This is a genomic window from Rhodococcus sp. 14-2483-1-2 (assembly GCF_002259405.1).
In the GTDB taxonomy this organism is placed as follows: Bacteria; Actinomycetota; Actinomycetes; order Mycobacteriales; family Mycobacteriaceae; genus Rhodococcoides.
On sequence record NZ_NPFW01000021.1, the window covers coordinates 212,037 to 233,805 of the forward strand.

Consider the following 21,769-nt stretch of genomic DNA (forward strand, 5'->3'; position numbering starts at 1 on the left):
CATGACCGCATCAACGAAGGGTCGTTCGGCCGGCTCCACTCCTGCCACCCAAAGTCGTTCCGCAGGCTCCACTCCTGCCACACCGAGTCGTTCCGCAGGCTCCACTCCTGCCACCCAAAGTCGTTCCGCAGGCTCCACTCCTGCCATTCCCTGGGCCCTGCGGACCGACAAACTGGTGGGATCGGTGATCGATTCCTCGACATCGCTGCTCGCTGCACAGAAGCACGACATCGTTCGATTCGCAATGGGATCTCCTGCCGCCGAGACGGTTCCGGCCGCTGCGTTCACCGACATCGCCGGCAGCGTGCTCACCGCGGACGCATTCGATTACGGTGCCACCGAGGGCGATCCGGGCTTGCTCGACGCGTTGCTCACCTATCTCGATTCGGTGGGTGAACCCACGACGGAGGAGCGGGTGGTGATCACCTCCGGCGGGATGCAGGGTCTCGACATCGCATGCAAGCTGTTCATCGATCCGGGTGACCTGGTGATCGTCGAAAGTCCCACGTACACCAACGGAACCGCCACCGTGCTCAGCTACGGAGGCGACATTCTCGAGGCCCCGATGGACAGTGACGGTCTCATCGTCGAGGCGTTGCCCGAGCTCGTCGAGCGTGCGGGTCGAGTGCCGAAGATGATCTACGTGATCCCCAACTTCCAGAACCCGTCCGGGGTCACCCTGTCGCTCGAGCGTCGTCGGCTGCTCATCGAGCTGGCGCACACGTGGGGATCGGTGATTCTGGACGACGATCCGTACGGTCTGCTCCGCTTCTCGGGTGATCCGATTCCCAGTTTCGGCACGCTCAGTCCCAACGACCCGTTGATCTTCTCGGTGCGGACCTTCTCCAAGATGATCGCCCCTGGCCTGCGAGTGGGGTGGGTGGACGCTGCCCCCGAGGCACGGCAGTTGATCGTCAACGCCAAACAGGCCATGGACACGTGCACCAATCTGCCCGGTCAGCGGATGGTGGCCGAGTACATTCGGCGAGGCCTGCTCGACGAGCATCTTCGATCGTTGGCCTCGGTGTACCTGCCCCGCAAGGTCGCGATGCAGAACAGCATCGAAAAATACTTCGGCGAGTCGATGTCGACAACGGATCCCGAGGGAGGGTTCTTTCTCTGGGCCACGTTGCGCGGCAACGACGTCGACTTCTCGACGCAGGACCTGTTCGAGACGGCGCTGGCCGAGGGCGTTGCCTACATACCCGGGCCGGCGTTGTCGGTGGGTGGGAAGTTCCACGATTCGTTGCGGCTGTGCTTCGCCTCGTCGACGCCCGAACGCATCGACGAGGGAATCCGACGACTGGCGGCCGCGGTGGAGAAGTCCAAGCACCTGCTCGCCTCCGATCCCACCCGATGACCGTTTCGACTTCCGAACGCGCTCTTCTCGGTTCGATCGACGAGCACGAGATCGTCTCTCTGACTGCGGCATTGATCGACGCCGGCGGCGAGAACCCAGGAGACACGGAGGAAAATACTGCGAAGGTGCTCGCCGAGCACTGTCGGGCACTGGGATTCGACGTTCGGACCGTCGAGGTGGCTCCGGGCCGGCCCAACGTCATCGTGTCCATCGGATCCGACGAGCGGCCGGGAGTTCTGTTCGTCGGTCACTCCGACGTGGTTCCGGCGGGGTCGGGCTGGACCACCGATCCCTTCTCCGCCGTGGTTCGAGACGGCCGGATCATCGGCCGCGGGGCCTGTGACATGAAAGGCGGCCTGGCCGCAGTGGTTGCGGCGATGACCGCAGTGCACCGTGCCGGTCTCGCGGACGAGTATCCGATGACCTTGGCGTGTCTGGTCGACGAGGAGGACACCGGTCTCGGTATCCGAGCGTTCGTCGCCGCGTCGTCGCAACGGAATTACAGCTGTTGCGTGGTGGCAGAGCCGACGGACCTGGTCACCATCGTCGGATGCCGAGGCGCGACGAACCTCGAGATCGAGGTTCGTGGCCGATCCGCGCATGCGGGTCAGCCACGCAACGGAGCGAACGCCATCTCTGCTGCAGCACGCATCATCGGAATCATCGAGGGCTCCCAGGCCGAGCTGGACGCGAACCCCGACCCCGAACTGGGTCCGGCCACCTGGAATGTGGGGACGATAGCGGGAGGAACGGGCACTTCGATGGTCGCCGATCGGTGTGTCGTCACCGTCGACCGCCGTTTGTTACCCGGCGAAAGTGCCGCCGGCGTCGTCGGCGATCTGCGGGCACGCATCGAATCTGCGGAACTCACCGGGTCCGGTATCGATGTCGGCATCGGTATCGCGATGGAAATGCCGGGCTTTCTGACCAGCGTGAACAACGGATTGGTCACTACCGCAGTGCAATCGGTTATCGACAGCGGATTTGGCCGTTCCACTGACATCTGGACGGCATCGTGCGATGGTGGTTTTGTGGCACAGCAGATGGGAATACCCACCGTCGTGCTCGGTCCGGGGGAGATCGAAGAACAAGCACATCGGCCGGACGAGTCCGTCGCCGTGCGGCAATTGACCGACAGCGCAAGGACGTACGCATTGATCGCCACCAGAATTGCTGCACTACCAGGACTTTAGCGCTGCCCGAGGGGGTTGGCCGAAACCCATGTTCTGCATCGCCGTAATGTCGAACGCTGCGAAGTACCACACCGACGCTCCACTTTGTCCACAAAAGCGAGAGGTATTTCGACCGTGACCGAAAAATCAGGGTCGGCAGCATCGCCGACCGGATATCCCCCGAGCACCGACACTCTGAGCCCGGACGAGACCAAGGTTCTGCATCGCGCCATCGGCGGATCCGCTCTCGGTAACGCCGTGGAGTGGTTCGACTACGCGGTGTACGGCTACCTGGCCGTATACATCGCCGCAAACTTCTTCCCGTCCGAGGACGGGGGAGCGAGCCTGCTCTCCACCTTCGCCGTGCTGGCCGCGTCGTTCATCATTCGTCCCATCGGCGGCATCGTGCTCGGCCCACTCGGCGACCGCATCGGGCGTCAGAAGGTCCTGGTACTGACCGTCTCGATGATGACGTTGGCCACGGCGACGATCGGTGTGCTGCCCACATTCGACACCATCGGCATCGCCGCACCGTTGCTGCTGCTCGTCTGCCGATTGGTGCAGGGCTTCTCCACCGGTGGTGAGTACGGTGGCGCAGCAGTGTTCATGGCCGAATACGCGCCCGACAAACGCCGCGGATTCTTCGGATCGTTCCTCGAATTCGGCACCCTCGCAGGAACCGTGGGCGGTGCCACCCTGTGCACCCTGCTCAACGTCGGGCTCGGCGACGAGACCATGGAGGCCTGGGGCTGGCGAATCCCGTTCCTGGTGACGCTCCCGTTGGGCATCGTTGCGCTGTGGCTGCGGACCCGGCTCGAGGATTCACCGGTATTCGCCGAGGCCAAGGACGACGGCGGCACGGTCGAAGAGGGTGCAGGCGGAGCCGTCACCTCACTCAAGGCCACCATGACGTACTGGCAGCGGATCCTGATCCTGATGGGATTCGTGTTGCTGCTCAACATCGCGTACTACACCGTGCTGACGTTCTTGCCGTCGTATCTCAGCGACACGTTGGGGCACAGCACGACTCAGTCCAACTTCACCCTCGTGGCCATCATGATCATCATGATGGCGATCATCAACCCGATCGGCGCTCTGTCCGACCGGGTGGGCCGAAAGCCGTTGCTGCTGGCTGCCTGTGTCGGGTACTTCGTGTTCAGCGTTCCGCTGTTCCTGCTGATCATCAACACCGGATTGATCGGCCAGAGCATCGGCCTCCTCGGTCTCGGAGTGTTGCTGGTCATCATGTGCTCCTGTGTGTCGTCGACCCTGCCCGCGCTGTTCCCCACTCAGGTGCGCTACGGAGCGTTCGCCATCGGATACAACGTCTCGACGGCGCTCTTCGGCGGTACTGCTCCGCTGATCCTCACGTTCCTCATCGATCGAACCGGATCGAACCTGATTCCGGGTTGGTACATGATGATCGCGGCTGCCATCGCCTTCGTGCCGATTCTGCTGATGCCGGAAACGGCTGGGCGCTCGTTGCGCGGAACCCAGTGCCCCGGCGACAACGACGACGAGGTTGCGGCGTCCGGCGTCGAGCTCGTCGGATACAAGAAGAAGTAGCAGTGGCGCCGGTTCTCGTCGTTCTGCACGCCGGCGATCTTCCCGACGGACTCGACTCCGTCGCGGAGGTCGCCGACGTCCGGTACGCCACCGCCGATACCCTCGGCGATGCGGTCGACGGTGCCGACGCGTTGCTGCTGTGGGATTTCTTCTCTCCCGCAGTCGAATCGGCGTGGCCGCGCTGCGGCTCGCTGAAGTGGATCCACATCGCCGCCGCAGGCGTCGACTCGTTGATGTTCGACGACCTGGTCGATTCCGATGTGATCGTGACCAATTCGCGGGGAGTGTTCGACCGACCGATCGCGGAGTTCGTGCTGGCCCAGATTCTGGCGTTCGCCAAGGACTCCGAACGTTCGCGCGCACTGCAACATTCGAAGGTCTGGCAGCACCGCGAGACCGAGCGCATCGACGGTGCCCACGCGATGATCGTGGGTACCGGTGCGATCGGCCGTGCCATCGCGAGCCTGCTGACAGCGGTGGGAATGTCCGTCTCGGGTGTGGGCCGGACGGCACGAGAGGGCGACCGAGATTTCGGTACCGTTCATGCCAGTGCCGATCTGGCGTCCGAGGTAGCTCGGGCCGACTACCTGGTGCTGGTCGCCCCGCTGACCGATCTGACGAGGGGACTGGTCGACGATTCGGTGCTGGCCGCGATGAAACCCGGTTCACGCGTCGTGAACGTGGGCCGCGGGGAGTTGCTCGACACCGAGGCACTGCTGGCACACCTGGCAACCGGGCACATCGCAGGTGCCGCACTCGATGTGTTCGAGACAGAACCGCTCTCGGCCGACCATCCGTTGTGGACGGCCGAGAACGTGATCGTCACACCGCACATGAGCGGCGATGCCTCGGGGTGGAAGCAACGGCTCGCAGAGCTGTTCGTGGACAACGCACTTCGGCATTTCCGAGGCGAACCGCTGCGCAATGTCGTGGACAAGAAACTCGGCTTCGTGCCGACCTGAGCGGAGACTCAGTAGGCCCGCTCGTACTGCGGTGCCACGGCCGGGAGCATCTCGACACCGAGTTCGCGGGCGGCGCGCCGTGGCCAGTACGGATCACGCAGCAGCTCACGTGCCAGCAGCACGGCCGTTGCCTCGCCCTGTGAGACGATCTCCTCGGCCTGCTTGGGTTCGGTGATCATGCCGACCGCAGCGGCGGGCATCGCGGTCTCGTTCTGGATTCGCCGTGCGAACGGAACCTGGTAACCGGGACCGACCGGAATCTTGGCGTGCACGTTACCTCCGGTCGACGTATCGACCAGATCCACTCCGTGCTCGGTGAGGATCTGCGACAACGCAACAGTCTGATCCGACGTCCAGCTCGGGGGCTCCAATTCGGCTGTGTTTCCAGCGTTCTCGCTGTTCTCGGGCTCGTCGAGCCAATCCGTCGCCGACAGTCGCACGAAGACCGGCAGCTCCGCAGGCCACACCTCACGCACGGCGTCGACGACCTCGATCAGCAGACGCGTGCGGCCCGCGAAATCCCCGCCGTACGAGTCGGTACGGGTGTTGCTGGCAGGAGACAGGAATTGGTGCAACAGGTAGCCGTGCGCACCGTGGATCTCGGCTACCTGGAACCCTGCTTTCACTGCGCGCTGCGCGGCAGTACGGAAGTCCTCGACGATCTTCGCGATGTCCTCGGCCGTCGCCTCTCGTGGGGTCGCGTAGTCACCGAATGCCACTGCCGACGGGCCAACGGTCTCCCAGCTTCGGGAGTCATCGGCAGGCAAGGACTTGCCACCCAACCAGGGCGCAGCGGTCGAGGCTTTGCGCCCCGCGTGAGCGAGCTGGATGCCCGGGACGGTTCCGAAGGACGAGATCTCGGCGACGATCTTCGCCAATGCATCGGCCTGGGTGTCGTTCCAGATGCCCAGGTCCGACGGGCTGATGCGGCCCTCGGGGCTCACTGCGGTGGCTTCGGTGATGATCAGTCCGGCACCGCCGATCGCCCGGCTCACCAGGTGGGTGCGATGCCAGTCGCCCGCGACGCCGACATCGTCGCCCGCCTCGTCGGCCGAGTACTGGCACATCGGTGCCATCCACACCCGGTTCGGGAAGGTGACAGTGCGCAGGGTCAGAGGCTCGAACAGGACACTCACAAGTGGTTCCTCCGGTCTTCGGGCAGCATCGACGGTCGGTCGACGATCTTCACGCTGTGCTGCAACGACGCGGCGATGCCGCTCATTCCCGGCCCCTATTAGTGTGTAGTTCATGACAGCTTCCGTCTCGGCCGAACCGGTGACCACGACTGCCGACGAGCGCGAGAACGTGCACGCCGCAGCGCGCCGAGCGCGCACCGCATCACGGGCGCTCGCACTGCTGACGACCGCAGAGAAGGACGCTGCGCTGCATGCCGCGGCCGACGCTGTGGTCGCTGCGGCGGAGTCGGTACTCGCCGCGAACGCAGTCGACATCGAGAACGCGCGAGCGGCCGGTACCGATGAGGGGCTGCTGGACCGTCTACGGCTGACTGCGTCGCGCATCGACGGCATCGCGGCCGGGTTGCGGCAGGTGGCCGGGTTGCCCGATCCGATCGGCGAGATCATTCGCGGTTCGACGTTGCCCAACGGGCTCGAGATTCGGCAACTGAGAGTTCCGCTCGGAGTCGTCGGCATGGTCTACGAGGCTCGGCCCAACGTCACCGTCGACGCGTTCGGCCTCGCGTTCAAGTCCGGCAACGCGGTGCTCCTTCGCGGTTCGTCGTCGGCGGCACAGTCCAATGCGGCGTTGGTCGAGGCACTGCAGGGAGCGTTGCGCGAACACGGTCTGCCCGAGGCGGCGGTGCAGCTTCTGGGGAGTGCCGACCGTGCCACGGTCACCCACCTCATTCAGGCCCGCGGACTGGTGGACGTGGTGATCCCGCGCGGTGGAGCGGGTCTGATCGCTGCGGTCGTGCGTGACGCCACGGTCCCGACCATCGAGACCGGCGTCGGAAACTGCCACGTGTACATCCATTCCTCTGCCGATCCGGACACGGCCGAGAAGATCGTGCTCAACGCCAAGACCCGTCGAGTCAGCGTCTGCAACGCCGCCGAGACCGTGCTGGTCGACGCTGCGATCGCCGAGACCATGGTTCCGCGGTTGCTCCAGGCATTCCAGATGCACAGCGTCACGGTGCACGGGGACCTGCCCGGGCTCGTGCCTGCACACGACGAGGACTGGTCGCAGGAGTACCTCTCACTCGACATCGCTCTGAAGGTGGTGGACGGCATCGACGAGGCGATCGAGCACATCGACCGATACGGCACCGGCCACACCGAGGCGATCGTCGCCGCCGACATCCGGGCCGCGCGTGAGTTCACCCAGCGGGTCGACGCGTCCGCGGTCATGGTCAACGCCTCCACGGCGTTCACCGACGGCGAGCAGTTCGGCTTCGGAGCCGAGATCGGCATCTCGACTCAGAAGCTGCATGCGCGTGGACCCATGGGCTTGCCCGAATTGACCTCGACCAAGTGGACCGTGTGGGGCGACGGACACGTCCGAGACTGACACCCCTCGCAGTACCCGGCCAGACCCGATCATCAGGAGCTGTGACATGGATCGTGCCCTACCGACGACACCCCCGCTGTTCGCCAGCGTGGACGACGTCCAGAGGCGCCTGGCCGAGACGGGCTATCTGGCCGACAAGGCCACCGCCACCTCGGTGTTTCTCGCCGATCGCCTCGGCAAGCCGCTGCTGATCGAAGGTCCGGCGGGAGTCGGCAAGACCGAGCTGGCCCGCGCCGTCGCGCAGACGACCGGGGCCGAGCTGGTGCGTCTGCAGTGCTACGAGGGTGTCGACGAGGCCCGCGCGCTGTACGAGTGGAACCACGCCAAGCAGATCCTGCGCATCCAGTCCGGCACCGCTGCCGATTGGGACTCGACCAAGCTGGACGTGTTCTCCGAGGAGTTCCTGCTGGCGCGCCCGCTACTGCAGGCCATTCGCCGGACCGATCCGACGGTTCTGCTCATCGACGAGACCGACAAGGCCGACGTCGAGATCGAAGGACTGCTGCTCGAGGTACTCAGCGACTTCGCGATCACCATTCCAGAACTCGGCACGATCGTGGCCGAGCGGACGCCGTTCGTGGTGCTCACCTCCAACGCCACTCGTGAACTGTCCGAGGCCCTCAAGCGCCGCTGCCTGTTCCTGCACCTCGATTTTCCCGACGCCGATCTCGAGCGCCGGATTCTCGCCAGCAGGGTTCCCGAACTGCCCGAGGCCATCGCCGAGCAGATGATCAAGACCGTGCGGGTACTGCGCGCGATGCAGCTCAAGAAGTTGCCCTCGGTGGCCGAGACCATCGACTGGGGACGCACTCTGTTGGCGCTCGGTATGGACACCCTCGACGACGATGCGGTTCGCTCCACACTCGGTGTGGTGCTCAAGCATCAGTCGGACCAGGTCCGTGCAGCAGCCGAACTCCGGCTCAACTGACATGCAGGCCCCGCACGGAATTCCCGGTCACCTCATCGGTTTCGTCGACGCACTGCGTCGGCGTGGAATTTCGGTGGGGCCGTCGGAGACGGTCGATGCCGGACGCGTCCTGTCGGTTCTCGATCTGCTCGATCGAGAAGCCGTTCGCGAGGGTCTGGCCTGTGCGCTGCTGCGCCGTCCGACGCATCGCGGAGTGTTCGACGCCCTGTTCGACCTGTGGTTTCCGGTGGCATCGGGCACCAGGGACTCGGGGCAGATCGATACCGCGCTGCCGCGCACCGACGCCGGCGACGTCGACATCGATGCGCTCCGCGAGCTGTTGGTGGATCTGCTCTCGGACGATTCGGCCGAGGCCGCGGAGTTGACCCGGATGCTGGCGGCGCAGATGGTCGAGGAGCTCGGACAGTACAAGTCCTCCAACGGGCCGTCGTTCTCGGCATATCAGGCGCTGCGCGACGTTGCGCCCGAAACCTTGCTGCGCAAGATTCTCGACGGATTGCTCGGGCGCAGCGACGACGCACCCGATCGTCCCACCGACGACTACGAGTCCGAGGTTGCCAAACGCACTGCAGCGCAACGTATCGCGGACCTGCGCAAGATGATCGAGAGCGAGACGAGGCGTCGGTCGGCCGAAAAGCTGGGCCGTGAGCGAGTAGCGAGCTACGGGGTGCCCAAGCTCGCGGAGGAAGTCGATTTCCTGCGGGCCTCGGACACGGAGATGGCGGCGCTGCGACGCAACGTCACACCTCTCGCCCGATTGTTGGCATCGCGACTCGCGGTGCGGCGCAGCCGAAGCAGGCACGGCTCCATCGACCTGCGTCGGACGTTGCGCAAGTCGATGTCCACCGGCGGCATCCCGATCGATCTGGTCGAACGCAAGCCTCGGCGGGCACGCCCCGAACTGGTTGTGCTGTGCGATGTATCGGGGTCGGTGGCAGGATTCAGCAATTTCACTCTGCTGTTGGTGCACGCACTGCGAGAGCAGTTCTCGCGCGTACGCATCTTCGCGTTCATCGACTCCACCGACGAGGTCACCCAATTCTTCGATTCCGGTTCCGACCTCGGAGCCGCGATGAGCCGCATCATCCGTGAGTCCGATCTCGTGACGTACGACGGACACTCGGACTACGGCCATGCACTGACGACGTTCGACGAGAAGTACGCGCATGCGGTCACCAGTCGCAGCTCGGTGCTGATTCTCGGTGACGCCCGCACCAATTACCGCGAACCGAAGCTGCCGGCGTTGGCGCACATCGTGTCGGTCGCCAAGCATGCGTACTGGCTCAATCCCGATCCGAAATCGCAGTGGGGTTCCGGCGATTCGGCGGCCAAGGTGTACTCCGACGTGATCGCGATGCACGAGTGCCGATCGGCTCAGCAGCTCGCCACCGTGGTCTCGCGTTTGCTGCCGGTGTGAGGCGTGTGACGCCCAGCGGCACCTCGGACGTAGAATCGGCGGTTGTGCAGCGCGAATCCGACTCCGGCGACGACACCGGTGGGCAGCCCGTCCGCCGTTTGGGCGTGATGGGTGGCACCTTCGACCCGATTCACCACGGGCACCTCGTCGCAGCCAGCGAAGTGGCGAACAAGTTCGGCCTGGACGAGGTCATCTTCGTCCCGACCGGAAACCCGTGGCAGAAGGAAGGCAAGTCGGTCAGTCCGGCAGAGGATCGCTACCTGATGACCGTCATCGCGACGGCGTCCAATCCGCGTTTCTCGGTCAGCCGAGTCGATGTGGATCGGGAGAAGTCGACCTACACGGTCGACACACTGCGTGATCTGCGATCGCAGCATCCCAATGCCGAGCTGTACTTCATCACCGGGGCGGACGCGCTCGAGTCGATCCTCACGTGGCAGAACTGGGAGGAGCTGTTCGAGCTCGCCAAGTTCGTCGGTGTCTCGCGTCCCGGGTTCGAGCTCGGCGTCGAACATCTCGCCAACCACCTTCGATCGTTGCCCGCGGACACTCTCACATTGATGGAAATCCCGGCACTCGCGATATCGTCGACGGACTGTCGACTTCGAGCCGGTGAGAATCGGCCGGTCTGGTACCTCGTACCGGATGGCGTCGTGCAATACATCTCGAAGAGGAATCTCTACAGACCACGAGGCGCTCAGCGTCTCGACGGATCCGTCACCATGTCGGAACCAGCGCCCCAGAAGAAGCAACCGGCAGGGTCGGTCACCAGCGCAATGACCGCGAACCCGAGCCATACGAGTGGGAGTACACCGAAGTGACTGCAACAGCCGAAGCCGCCGAGATGGCGCGGATCGCCGCGCTCGCAGCCGACGACAAACTGGCCGGCGACGTGGTGATTCTCGACGTGTCCGATCAGCTCTACATCACCGATTGCTTCGTCATCGCCTCTGCGCCGAACGAGCGTCAGGTCAACGCGATCGTGGAGAACATCGAGGATCAGCTGCGTGAGGCCGGACACAAGCCGGTCCGCCGCGAGGGCACCAGAGAAGGCCGTTGGGCGCTGTTGGACTACTCCGACATCGTCGTGCACGTTCAGCACAACGAAGAGCGGAACTTCTACGCACTCGAGCGGTTGTGGAAGGACTGCCCGACCATCGAGGTTCCCGGTCTCGGCCAGCATCCGGCGGCTCCGGAATCGGAGCAATGATCAGACGGCTCATCCTGCTTCGGCACGGTCAGACGGAATACAACGCCACCGACCGCATGCAGGGTCAGCTCGACACCGATCTGTCCGAGCTCGGCCGCAGTCAGGCGAAGACGGCCGCCGCCGAACTGGCGACGCGTGAGCCGATCAAGATCGTCTCGTCGGATCTGCGGCGCGCGCTGGACACCGCGAACGCGCTCGGCGATGCAGCCGGCATGGCGGTGTCGGTGGACGAGCGTCTGCGCGAGACTCATCTCGGTCAGTGGCAGGGACTTACCCACACCGCGGTCGACGACATCGCCCCCGGTGCACGGCCGGCCTGGCGCGCCGACGCCACCATCGCCCCACCCGGTGGGGAGAGTCGCATCGACGTCGCCCGACGCAGTGTGCCGCTGGTTCGTGAACTCGCGGCAGGCGTCCCCGAGTGGGGTGCCGACGGCAACGAGCGCCCGCTCGTCCTCGTCGCACACGGAGGTCTGATCGCGGCACTGACCGCCGCGCTGCTCGATCTGCCGACCGATCGCTGGCCGGTGCTCGGAGGCCTCGCGAACACCAGCTGGGTTCAGCTCGGTGCGCACGGACCCGGCGAGAACCCGTCCTGGCGACTGGACGTGTGGAACGCCTCGGCGCGGGTGGCCAGTGACGTCCTCTGAGACGGCGCGACCCGCGCTGCTCGTGCTCGCGGACTCGTTGAGCTACTACGGACCCGAGGGCGGCCTACCCGTCGACGACCCGCGGCTCTGGCCCAATCTCGTTGCGGCGGAACTCGGTTGGACGGTCGAGTTGGTTGCGCGGATCGGCTGGACGAGTCGGGACGCGTGGTGGGCTCTGACCCAGGACCCGCGAGTGTGGGCAGTCATTCCCCGTGCCGGTGCCGTCGTGCTCGGAATCGGCGGCATGGATTCACTCCCGTCGCCGTTGCCGACTGCGCTCCGGGAGCAGATCAGATACGTCCGACCGCCTGCCCTCCGGCGCGTGGTTCGCGCGGGATACCAAGCGGTACAACCTGTTCTGTCGCATCTCGGTTGGCCCGTGGCACTGCCGCCACGGCTCAGCGTCGAGTATCTGGAACAGACCCGCGCGGCACTGGCGTACGTGCGTCCCGAACTTCCCGTCATCGGTACCTATCCGTCCGTGCACCGCTGCGATGCCTACGGCAAGGTGCACTCGGGTCGCGAACCAGCCGTTCGCGCGCTGCGTGCCTGGAGCGCGGACAGGAACGTCCCGATGGTCGACCTCGCCGACGCCGTACGACCGAACATCGAGTCCGAGAACGCGAACCCCGACGGCATCCACTGGGGATGGGACGCCCACATCGCGGTCGCCGACGCGATGCTGGAGGTCCTGCGACCCGTCGCCGCCGGAACGTCGACCGAATTGCCATGACCGTCGCCGTCGTCACCGACTCCTCGTCCTGCCTGCCGGCCACACTCGCCGCCGAGCGAGGCATCGCGATGGTGCCACTGCATGTGCTGGTCGACGGGATCGACCATCGCGAGGGCGTCGACGACATTCCCGAGCAGTCCACCTCGGGCAAGCCGGTGACCACCGCGGGGGCCTCTCCGGGCGAGCTGACCGAGGTCTATGCCGCGGCGCTCGAACGCAGCCGAGGTGCCGGTGTGGTGGCCTTGCACATCTCCCGGGGACTGTCGAGCACGTGGGAGGCAGCACGCCAGGCCGCAGAGCACGTGGGCTCGGCCGTCCGAGTCGTCGATTCCGCCTCGGCCGGAATGGGACTCGGCTTCGCGGTGCTGGCCGCGGCGGACACGGCCGCCGGGGGAGCAGAGCTGGACGAGGTGTACCGCGACGCGGTCGCCTCATCGACGGCGTCGAGATGCTTCATCGTCGTCGACCGACTCGACCACCTGCGACGGGGAGGCCGAATCGGCGCGGCCGCGGCCTTGCTCGGCACTGCGCTGGCCATGAAGCCGGTGCTGCACATCAGCGACGGCAAACTGGTGTTGAAGGAGAAGGCGCGGACCTCGTCCAAGGCGCTGAACAAGCTGGTCGACGCCGCCGTCGTTGCCGCGACCGAGGTCTGTGACGAATCGGGGGTTGCGCTCGCGGTGCACCACATGCAGTGCCCGGAGCGAGCCGAGGACGTAGCCGCGATGCTGGCCTCCCGAATTCCGCACTCGACCAGCATCGACGTCTACCCCTTCGGTGCCGTTCTCGGCGCTCATGTCGGACCCGGCGCGGTCGGTGTCGTCGTGGCTCCGGGACGCCGATAATCGGGTCGAGCCCTCGGTCGATCCACAGCCTCAGGGTTTGTACACAGGGCAATCGGCGACCTGCGTACGTCGGTGACTGAACCGATCGCGGGCACTAGCGTCCTCGAGCATGGGCGGCAACGACGATCGGGCGCACACGGTGGCGCGATTGAACTCCGTGCGCAGACAACACGATTCCGCCCACGATCGCGTCGGGCCCGAGGATTCGCGATCCGACGCCGGGTCCACAGAACCGGATTGGCTGCTGCCGGAAGCACAACGAACCGGCACCCCGTGGTCGACCCTGCTGCCATCACGGTGGCGATCCGCCCGCGTCGACCCGGGGAAACAGGGGGCAGTGGCGATGGCGGCGGCCGGGGTCTTCGTCGTGCTGGTGGCGGGATTCGCGGTGTTTCGAGACGCACCGACTCCGGCGCCTGCGCCGCCGCTCGCTGTGGTCGCGACCGACGCGGTGGATACCGATGGAACCGTGGATACCGATGGAACGGTGGATACCGACGACGCAGTCGATCCTGTGCCGAGCGCCGAGGCCGAACTCGTGGTGAGCGTCGTCGGACTCGTGACGCGCCCCGGATTGGTTCGGCTGCAACCGGGTTCGCGAGTCGCCGACGCGGTGGCCGCGGCAGGTGGCGCAGTCGAGGGTGCCGACTTGCTGGCGCTGAACATGGCCGCGCGAGTCGCCGACGGTGATCAGATCGTCGTCGGAGTCGTGCCGCCGGAGGCAGCTCCACCGGTGAGCAGTACGACATCCGGGGTCGGCACATCGACAGGCGGTAGCGACGGCGCACCGGCCGGTGTCGGAGGTGCCGCGCCCGGCGGGACGGTGGACCTCAATGCCGCGACCGTCGCAGAACTGGACGCGTTGCCCGGGGTCGGGCCGGTCACCGCAACCTCGATCGTCGGTTGGCGAGAGACCAACGGCCGCTTCGCAACCGTGGATCAGCTGTCCGAGGTGGACGGTATCGGGCCCGGCAGACTGGCGAAGATCCGAGACCTGGTGCATGTCGGGTGACCACCGATACCGCGTCGACCGGTGCGCCGCAGACCGAGGATCGTCTGCCGTTCGACGTGCGTCTGGTTCCGGCCGCTGCGGTGTGCTGGTCGATCACCGCGATCGGAATTCTCGGAGGACCCGGTGCTGCCCTCGCTGCCACCGCGTCGGCGGTTGCGTTGGTGCTGGTCGTCGCAGTAGTACTGCACGGGTTGGCGATTCGGCACGCCTGGCCGGGGCCGAGTCGGTCCGGTGCGGTCGCGGTGATCGTGCTGGCGTTGTGCTTCGGGGGAGCGACCTGGCTCCAGATGCGCTCGTTGGCAGAACATCCCGTCGCTGCGGCGGCGGAGAAGCGGGCGTGGGTGACCGCGTCGGTGCGGCTTGAGGACGACCCACGCCTGCTGTTGTCGGCCGGGCCCTCGATGGTGATGACGAAGGCCGAGATGACTCGCGTGGACGTCGGCGGTGAGGCGCTGTACGTGGGCGGACGGGTGTCGATCATCGCCCCGGAATCGAGTTGGTCGGCATTGCTGCCGGGCCAGGAGGTCACCGTGCGGGGAAGGCTCGGTGTGCCGCTTCGACCGGACATGAGCGTGGCCGTCATCCGCACTTCGGGTCCGCCCGTCACCGTGAACGAGCCCGGGGCGATCTCTGCTACCGCCGGCACCTTCCGGTCGAATCTTGCTGCGGTTGCGCAGAATTCGATGCCACCGGATCGTGCAGGTCTGCTACCCGGTCTCGTGGTCGGGGACGTTTCCCGGTTGGACGAGACGGTCACCGAGAACTTCCGGGCGGCCGGGCTGACGCATTTGACAGCTGTGTCGGGCGCAAATTTCTCCATCGTGATCGGGGCGGTTCTGTTGGTGCTGCGAGGAATCGGAATCGGTCCCCGCGCAACGGTCGCGGTGGCATTCGTCGTACTCGTGGCCTTCGTGATCGTGGCCCGGCCGTCGCCGAGTGTGGTGCGGGCGGCAGTGACGGGGTCGATCGGTCTGGTGGCGTTGGTCACCGGCCGACGAAGGCAGGCGGTTCCGGCGCTGTGCGGCGCGGTGTTGGGTCTGCTCGCGTGGTGGCCGAGGCTGGCGGTGGATGTCGGATTCGTACTGTCGGTGTTCGCCACCGCGGGGCTCGTGCTCGTCGCTCCGATCTGGGGCGACTGGCTTCGCGCACGTGGGTGGCCGAGGGCGGCAGCGGAGGTGGTGGCGGTCGCAGCGGCAGCACACGCGGTGACGGCACCGGTGGTCGCGGCCATGACCGGAACGTTCAGCGTGGTGGGCGTCGCAGCGAATGTGCTGGCGGCACCGGTCGTCGCTCCGATCACGGTGGTGGGGATCGTCACAGCAGTGATCGCCACCGTCAGCGGGTCGCTCGCGGAACTGGTGGCGCAGCTGGCGTCCGCACCACTGTGGTGGTTGATCGCGGTGGCGGAGGAGGCTGCGTCGGTGCCGGTAGCGGGCGTTGTGGTCCCCGACGGCGTCCGGGGCGCAGCGTTGGCAGCGTTGTCGACTGCCGCCCTGCTGACGGCCCTGCGTTTCATCGTGTTCCGGTGGGTGGCCGCGGCGGTGGCCCTGGCGGCACTCGCATTGTGGACGGCGCACGTTCTGTGGTGAGTGCTCGGACTTCGAGCGGATGGTCGCAGTGTCGGCCACGCATGGCACGATCATGGTCGTGACTTCGAGTGTGGCTCCTCTGCATCTGGTTCTCGGCGACGAGGAACTTCTGATGGATCGCGCGGTAGCCGCGATCGTGGCTCAGGTGCGTGCGAATGCTGCGATTCCGGGGGAGGATCTGCCGGTCACGCGGTTGCGCACCGGTGATGCCAGTGCCCCGGAACTCGCCGAACTGCTCAGTCCCTCGCTGTTCGCCGAGGACCGTGTTCTCGTGCTCGAGGCCGCAGCCGAGGCAGGCAAGGACGCTGCCGCGCTGGTACTCGACGCCGCTACCGATCCGCCCGAGGGTGCTGTGGTGGTGGTCATGCACTCCGGCGGCGGCCGGGCCAAGGCGATGGTCGGTGCACTGCAGAAATGCGGAGCACAGGTGCACGAGTGCGCCAAGCTCACCAAGCCCGCCGAACGCATCGACTTCGTCCGCGGAGAATTTCGTACCGCAGACGTCCGGGTGAGCGGCGACGTCATCGAGGCGGTCGTCGAGTCCGTCGGCAACGAACTTCGTGAACTTGCCTCGGCGTGTTCGCAATTGGTCTCCGACACCGGCGGCAAGGTCGACCTCGCCGCGGTGCGTCGCTACTACTCCGGCAAGGCCGAGGTCTCCGGATTCGACGTCGCGGACAAAGCGGTGATCGGTGACCGTGCCGGCGCTCTGGAGGCTCTGCGCTGGGCGATGCACCGGGGCGTGGCGCACGTGCTGCTCGCCGACGCGTTGGCCGATGCCGTTCGCACCATTGCGCTGGTGGGGTCGGCGGGCCGCGGCGACCCCTTCCGAATGGCAGGGGAGCTGGGTATGCCGCCGTGGAAGATCAAGAAGGCGCAGGGTCAGGCGCGCGGCTGGAACGGCCGATCGATCGCACAGGCGCTGCGCGTTGTCGCGCAGCTCAATGCCGACGTCAAAGGTCAAGCAGCGGATGCGGACTACGCGGTGGAGAGAGCAGTGGCCGAGGTCGCATCACTGGGTAGGTGACGTCGGCAGAGTGCAGAGAGCACGAAAGAGCCCGCCGCATCCTTGCCGGATGCGGCGGGCTCGATCGAGCTCAGTGATGTATCAGAGCTTGTTGACTGCGAGAGCCAGTGCCGACTTCTTGTTGGCTGCCTGGTTCTTGTGGATGACGCCCTTGCTGGCTGCCTTGTCGAGCTTGCGGCCTGCATCGAGAAGAATCTCGGAAGCCTTGTCCTTGTCGCCCGCAGCCTGTGCCTCGCGGAACGAGCGGATGACGGTACGAAGCGAGGACTTCACCGACTGGTTGCGCAGGCGTGCACGCTCGTTGGTGAGAATCCGCTTCTTCTGGGACTTGATATTGGCCACGCGTAAAATCCTTGTCGTCTTCGTCGGTATTCCGGTCAGGGCGATCCATGCTGGAATGCCCGAAGTCTGCTGCTGAGCGTTGGAGCCCTGCGCCGAAGATCGAGAATACCAGCACGGTCGGCCAGAACCCAATCCGGAGTGGGGTGACGATGCGTTTCAAGAAATTAACGCTTCTACCGCGCCTAACTCCTGTCTCTGTAGCAACATGGCCAGAATGAGTCCGCGATCGGCAACGCCTGCCACCACCAAGGCCAAAGCGACCAAAACCAAGACAGCGGATCGTGTCGAACCCGAAGCCGACGGAGTGTTCGGAGGGTATTCCGACGTCGGAAAGTACAGTCTCGCCTTCGACGAGATGTTCGACGCGGACGGGCGCACCCGAACTCCGTACAAGGGCATCCACACCGCACTCGCCCCGGCGAACGCGGTGGACCTGGACGCGAGATCCGACGCGCTGGGACGAGCCTTCATCGACCAGGGCATCACGTTCTCCCTGTCCGGTCAGGAACGCCCCTTCCCGCTCGACCAGGTTCCTCGCGTCATCGCAGCAGGGGAATGGTCACGACTCGAGCGCGGCATCAAGCAGCGTGTCAAAGCCCTCGAGATGTTCCTCGCCGACATCTACGGCGACCAGGAAATTCTGCGCGACGGCGTGGTACCCAAGCGGCTGGTGACCTCCTGCGAGCATTTCCACCGCGAAGCGGTCGGCATCACGCCACCCAACGGTGTGCGCATCCACGTCGCCGGCATCGACCTCGTCCGTGACGCTCAGGGCACCTTCCGAGTGCTGGAGGACAACCTGCGGTCGCCGTCGGGCGTGTCCTACGTGATGGAGAACCGGCGCACCATGGCCCGGGTGTTCCCCGACCTGTTCGCCAGCCACCGCGTCCGCGCCGTCGGCGATTACGCCTCGCACCTGCTGCGAGCACTGCGCGCATCCGCCGCCCTCAACGAGGCCGACCCGACTGTGGTGGTTCTCACTCCAGGCGTGGCCAACTCGGCGTACTTCGAGCACTCGTTGCTCGCGAGACTGATGGGTGTCGAACTCGTCGAAGGACGAGACCTGTTCTGCCGAGACAACATCGTCTACATGCGCACCACCGAGGGCGAGCGTCAGGTCGACGTCATCTACCGACGTATCGACGACGACTACCTCGACCCCATGCAGTTCCGTCCCGACTCGGTGCTGGGAGTGGCAGGTCTGGTCAACGCCGCCCGCGCAGGCAACGTCGTCATCTCGAGTGCCGTCGGAAACGGCGTCGGCGACGACAAGCTGGTCTACACCTACGTTCCGACGATCATCGATTACTACATGGGCGAGAAGCCGTTGCTGGCCAACGTCGACACGTTCCGGTGCTGGCTCGACGACGAGTGCGAGGAAGTTCTCGACCGCATCGACGAACTGGTCATCAAGCCGGTGGAAGGCTCGGGCGGCTACGGCATCGTCTTCGGACCCGACGCTTCACCGAAGGAACTCGCGACCATCAGCAAGAAGGTTCGCGCGGATCCGCGCGGCTGGATCGCGCAGCCCGTCGTGCAGCTCTCGACGGTGCCGACCAAGATCGGCGACCGTTTGGTACCCCGCCACGTCGACCTACGGCCGTTCGCTGTCAACGACGGCGACGACGTCTGGGTGTTGCCCGGCGGTCTCACTCGGGTGGCGTTGCCGGAGGGTTCTCTGGTGGTCAACTCGAGCCAGGGCGGCGGCAGCAAGGACACCTGGGTTCTGGCCACCCGAACGTCGCAGGAGGAGCAGGAGCTCGCAGGCGAGGAGATCGTCAGCGTTCCGCCGGAGTCACCGATGGCCGAACAAGGCCCCGAGCTGACGATGGACCAGCAGATGAATCAGCAACAGCAACAGCAACAGCAGCAAGCAACGAACTCGGACTCGAACGGCGGTGGACAGTAAATGCTCGCGCGCAACGCAGAGTCGCTCTACTGGATCGGGCGGTACGTCGAGAGAGCGGACGACACGGCCCGCATTCTCGACGTCACCGTCCACCAGCTTCTCGAAGACGCCACGGTCGATCCCGACCACACCTCGCGAGTGTTGTTGCGAGTGCTCGGGTTCAAGCACGAGCCGGACGTCTCGCTCGACGTGTGGTCGCTCACCGAGGTCGTCGCCTTCAGCCGAGACGGATTGGGTTCGATCGTGGACTCACTGTCGAGCGCGCGCGAGAACGCCCGCGGTGCGCGTGAAGTCACGTCCAGTGAGATGTGGGAGTGCTTGAACACCACGTACAACGGGTTGAACGAGCGCATCAGGGCGTCCAAGCGCACCGGCCCGGCCGAGTTCTTCAGCTACATCGAAGAGCGCGCCGCGATGTTCGCCGGTCTCGCGGACTCCACCCTCAGTCACGACGACGGCTACCGCTTCCTCCTGCTCGGTCGCTCGGTCGAGCGCATCGACATGATCGTTCGGTTGTTGCTCTCGCGAGCCGGTGACCGGCCGTCGTCGCCGGCGTGGGTCACTGTGCTTCGCTCCGCCGGTGCCCACGACACCTACCTGCGCACCTACCGCGGCGCGCTCGACGCCCAGCGAGTTCTCGAATTCATGTTGTTGGACAGGCTCTTTCCTCGATCGGTGTTCTACGCACTCAACGAGGCGGAACGTTCGCTGGATCAGCTCGACCATCAGCCCAACAGTCGAGTCGGTGCGCGCGCCGAAGCGCAGCGCCTACTCGGTCGCGCTCGCAGCGAACTCGAATTCCTCCGTCCCGGGGAAATTCTCGACGATCTGCAGGAGCGCCTGCTCTCTCTGCAGGAAACCTGCCGTGAGCTCGGTGATGCGATCTCCAAGCAGTATTTCCACGCCGCTCCGTGGGTTGCGTGGACGGACGCCGGCTCCGGAACATTCGAAGATCAATTGGAAGGTGAACTGTGAGCTGGCGTATGCGTGTCGTGCACACCACGGGCTATCAGTACGACGCACCGGTGACGTCGTCGTACAACGAGGCTCGGTTGACGCCGCGAAGTGACAATCGGCAGAACGTGATTCTGAACCGAGTCGAGACCAACCCGGTGACGCGTTCCTATCGCTACACCGACTACTGGGGCACTGCGGTGACGGCGTTCGACCTGCACGCACCGCACACCGAGCTCGAGGTCACCGGATCGTCGGTGGTCGAGACCGACCCCTTCGTCTACCCGGACGAGAACGCCTCCTGGGAAGAACTCGCGAGCGATCCGGTCATCGACCGTTTCAACGAGGTCCTCGACAACACCGAGTACGTGCCGAAGAACAGGCAACTCGCGTCGGTGGCGAAAAAGCTGTCGAAGGGCCTACCGCCGCAGGAATCGGTGGTCGAGATCGCCAACTGGGTCAACCAGGAGATGTCCTACGTGCCGGGAACCACCGGCGTGCACACCTCGGCCGTGGAAGCGTGGTCGGAGAAGAAGGGCGTCTGCCAGGACTACGCCCACCTGACGCTGCTGATGCTGCGCAGCGTCGGCATCCCCAGCCGGTACGTCTCGGGCTACCTGCACCCGAAGAAACAGGCCGCGATCGGTGCGACGGTGGAAGGCCAGAGCCACGCCTGGATCGAGGCCTGGACCGGGGCGTGGTGGGGCTACGACCCGACCAACGCCATCGCCGTCAACGAGCAGCACGTGTCGGTCGGACTCGGCCGCGACTACGCCGACGTCCCCCCGCTCAAGGGCATCTTCTCCGGCGGCGGTTCGACGGCTCTCGACGTGGTCGTGGAAATCACGCGGTTGGCTTGAGCTCGGTGCGCGTTGTGCGCCCTTTCATGGGGTGCACAACGCGCACACATCAGTTCCAGCCGAAGTCGCGGCGCAGTCTGTTTGCCACGGAATCGAATTGGGGCTTGCTCAGAATGGCGCCCTCGCGTCGGATACCGTCCTCGGGCACGTCGAGAACCCGATCCAGGCGAATCCAGCTCGGTCGGCCCTCGGCGTCCCAGGCCCCGGATCCGATCGACTGCCAGTCACGGTCTCCGTCGCGGCTGCTCTGGCTCGACAACATCAGGCCGAGCAGATCGTTGCCCTCGCGTCCGATGACCAACACCGGGCGGTCCTTGCCCTGGCTGGCATCCTCCTCGTACGTGACCCAGGTCCAGACGATTTCGCCGGGATCGGCTTTGCCGTCCAGGTCGGGGGAGTACTCGATGGTGCGGGCTCGTTGTGCCGTAGGCCTGGTCTGCGACGCCACCGGACGCCCAGGACGAGGAGTCGGCGCGGACGTGCGCGTGGCCGTCCCGCTGATCGCGTCCTTGCCCTTCTGCACGGCACCGGACTTCTGCAATTGACGCAGTAGCCGAGGGCCCTCGCGCATCGCGATCTTGCCCAGTTCCTTGCCGAATCTGCTCCAGTTGCCAGCCATGCGGCGAGTGTAGCGATGCAGACGCTGCTGCTCATCGCCCGAACCGCGGCGACGTGAACACCCGAGTCGGACAGCCGGGGACGGCGCA

The 21,769-nt window shown here is 65.6% G+C and carries 21 protein-coding genes; 18 read left to right on the forward strand and 3 right to left on the reverse strand.

Features of this window, described 5'->3' with window-relative positions; all coding sequences use genetic code 11:
• Position 1 precedes the first annotated feature (1 nt).
• The 4 genes from CH295_RS19455 to CH295_RS19470 all read left to right on the forward strand — a co-directional run bounded on the left by CH295_RS19455 (position 2) and on the right by CH295_RS19470 (position 5,060).
• Positions 2-1,360 carry an aminotransferase-like domain-containing protein gene (locus tag CH295_RS19455; RefSeq protein ID WP_230596346.1) on the forward strand — a complete coding sequence of 453 codons (1,359 nt, stop codon included), beginning with the start codon at positions 2-4 and terminating at the stop codon, positions 1,358-1,360.
• Positions 1,357-2,553 (forward strand): M20 family metallopeptidase, encoded by a 1,197-nt coding sequence (locus CH295_RS19460; RefSeq protein ID WP_094741684.1) that lies wholly within the window; start codon positions 1,357-1,359, stop codon positions 2,551-2,553. Before CH295_RS19455 ends, CH295_RS19460 begins: the two co-directional genes overlap by 4 nt.
• 114 nt (positions 2,554-2,667) lie before the next feature.
• Positions 2,668-4,098 (forward strand): MFS transporter, encoded by a 1,431-nt coding sequence (locus CH295_RS19465; protein ID WP_252342112.1) that lies wholly within the window; start codon positions 2,668-2,670, stop codon positions 4,096-4,098.
• A gap of 2 nt (positions 4,099-4,100) precedes the next feature.
• Positions 4,101-5,060, forward strand: coding sequence for a D-2-hydroxyacid dehydrogenase (locus CH295_RS19470; protein ID WP_094741685.1), 960 nt, complete (start codon positions 4,101-4,103; stop codon positions 5,058-5,060).
• An 8-nt stretch (positions 5,061-5,068) separates the two neighbouring features.
• On the opposite strand, the gene CH295_RS19475 is transcribed toward CH295_RS19470, so the two are convergent.
• Complete coding sequence (locus tag CH295_RS19475; RefSeq protein ID WP_170945986.1) at positions 5,069-6,196, reverse strand: NADH:flavin oxidoreductase/NADH oxidase; 1,128 nt, start codon at positions 6,194-6,196, stop codon at positions 5,069-5,071.
• A 112-nt stretch (positions 6,197-6,308) separates the two neighbouring features.
• Here CH295_RS19475 and CH295_RS19480 point away from each other — a divergent pair, with 112 nt between their 5' ends.
• The 11 genes from CH295_RS19480 to holA all read left to right on the forward strand — a co-directional run bounded on the left by CH295_RS19480 (position 6,309) and on the right by holA (position 16,997).
• Positions 6,309-7,586 (forward strand): glutamate-5-semialdehyde dehydrogenase, encoded by a 1,278-nt coding sequence (locus CH295_RS19480; RefSeq protein ID WP_094741686.1) that lies wholly within the window; start codon positions 6,309-6,311, stop codon positions 7,584-7,586.
• A gap of 46 nt (positions 7,587-7,632) precedes the next feature.
• Positions 7,633-8,514 (forward strand): AAA family ATPase, encoded by an 882-nt coding sequence (locus CH295_RS19485; protein ID WP_037193103.1) that lies wholly within the window; start codon positions 7,633-7,635, stop codon positions 8,512-8,514.
• Position 8,515: 1 nt separating this feature from the next.
• Positions 8,516-9,931, forward strand: coding sequence for a vWA domain-containing protein (locus tag CH295_RS19490; protein ID WP_094741687.1), 1,416 nt, complete (start codon positions 8,516-8,518; stop codon positions 9,929-9,931).
• A 107-nt stretch (positions 9,932-10,038) separates the two neighbouring features.
• Entirely contained in the window at positions 10,039-10,752 is a 714-nt protein-coding gene (gene nadD / locus CH295_RS19495) for a nicotinate-nucleotide adenylyltransferase (RefSeq protein ID WP_052047902.1), read from the forward strand.
• Positions 10,749-11,141, forward strand: coding sequence for a ribosome silencing factor (rsfS, locus tag CH295_RS19500; RefSeq protein ID WP_037193100.1), 393 nt, complete (start codon positions 10,749-10,751; stop codon positions 11,139-11,141). Before nadD ends, rsfS begins: the two co-directional genes overlap by 4 nt.
• Positions 11,138-11,791, forward strand: a complete 654-nt coding sequence (locus tag CH295_RS19505; RefSeq protein WP_094741688.1) for a histidine phosphatase family protein — start codon at positions 11,138-11,140, stop codon at positions 11,789-11,791. Before rsfS ends, CH295_RS19505 begins: the two co-directional genes overlap by 4 nt.
• Positions 11,778-12,524, forward strand: a complete 747-nt coding sequence (gene octT / locus CH295_RS19510; protein WP_037193095.1) for a diglucosylglycerate octanoyltransferase — start codon at positions 11,778-11,780, stop codon at positions 12,522-12,524. Before CH295_RS19505 ends, octT begins: the two co-directional genes overlap by 14 nt.
• Positions 12,521-13,369: a DegV family protein gene (locus CH295_RS19515; RefSeq protein ID WP_094741689.1), complete on the forward strand. Its 849-nt coding sequence runs from the start codon at positions 12,521-12,523 to the stop codon at positions 13,367-13,369. Before octT ends, CH295_RS19515 begins: the two co-directional genes overlap by 4 nt.
• A 109-nt stretch (positions 13,370-13,478) precedes the next feature.
• Positions 13,479-14,381: a ComEA family DNA-binding protein gene (locus CH295_RS19520; protein WP_094741690.1), complete on the forward strand. Its 903-nt coding sequence runs from the start codon at positions 13,479-13,481 to the stop codon at positions 14,379-14,381.
• Positions 14,378-15,970, forward strand: coding sequence for a ComEC/Rec2 family competence protein (locus CH295_RS19525; RefSeq protein WP_094741691.1), 1,593 nt, complete (start codon positions 14,378-14,380; stop codon positions 15,968-15,970). Before CH295_RS19520 ends, CH295_RS19525 begins: the two co-directional genes overlap by 4 nt.
• A gap of 52 nt (positions 15,971-16,022) precedes the next feature.
• Positions 16,023-16,997, forward strand: coding sequence for a DNA polymerase III subunit delta (gene holA, locus CH295_RS19530; RefSeq protein ID WP_082323756.1), 975 nt, complete (start codon positions 16,023-16,025; stop codon positions 16,995-16,997).
• An 81-nt stretch (positions 16,998-17,078) separates the two neighbouring features.
• Here holA and rpsT read toward each other — a convergent pair whose 3' ends face one another.
• Positions 17,079-17,339, reverse strand: coding sequence for a 30S ribosomal protein S20 (gene rpsT / locus CH295_RS19535; protein WP_027497522.1), 261 nt, complete (start codon positions 17,337-17,339; stop codon positions 17,079-17,081).
• A gap of 214 nt (positions 17,340-17,553) precedes the next feature.
• Here rpsT and CH295_RS19540 point away from each other — a divergent pair, with 214 nt between their 5' ends.
• The 3 genes from CH295_RS19540 to CH295_RS19550 are packed head-to-tail and all read left to right on the forward strand — an operon-like array spanning position 17,554 to position 21,062.
• Positions 17,554-19,248: a circularly permuted type 2 ATP-grasp protein gene (locus tag CH295_RS19540; RefSeq protein ID WP_082323755.1), complete on the forward strand. Its 1,695-nt coding sequence runs from the start codon at positions 17,554-17,556 to the stop codon at positions 19,246-19,248.
• Entirely contained in the window at positions 19,249-20,223 is a 975-nt protein-coding gene (locus CH295_RS19545; RefSeq protein ID WP_032394562.1) for an alpha-E domain-containing protein, read from the forward strand.
• 8 nt (positions 20,224-20,231) lie between these two features.
• The gene (locus tag CH295_RS19550) at positions 20,232-21,062 is read left to right on the forward strand and encodes a transglutaminase family protein (RefSeq protein WP_094635545.1); all 831 of its coding nucleotides are present in this window, start codon (positions 20,232-20,234) and stop codon (positions 21,060-21,062) included.
• Between the two features lie 49 nt (positions 21,063-21,111).
• Here CH295_RS19550 and CH295_RS19555 read toward each other — a convergent pair whose 3' ends face one another.
• Positions 21,112-21,681 (reverse strand): type II toxin-antitoxin system PemK/MazF family toxin, encoded by a 570-nt coding sequence (locus CH295_RS19555; protein WP_094741841.1) that lies wholly within the window; start codon positions 21,679-21,681, stop codon positions 21,112-21,114.
• Positions 21,682-21,769 lie beyond the last annotated feature (88 nt).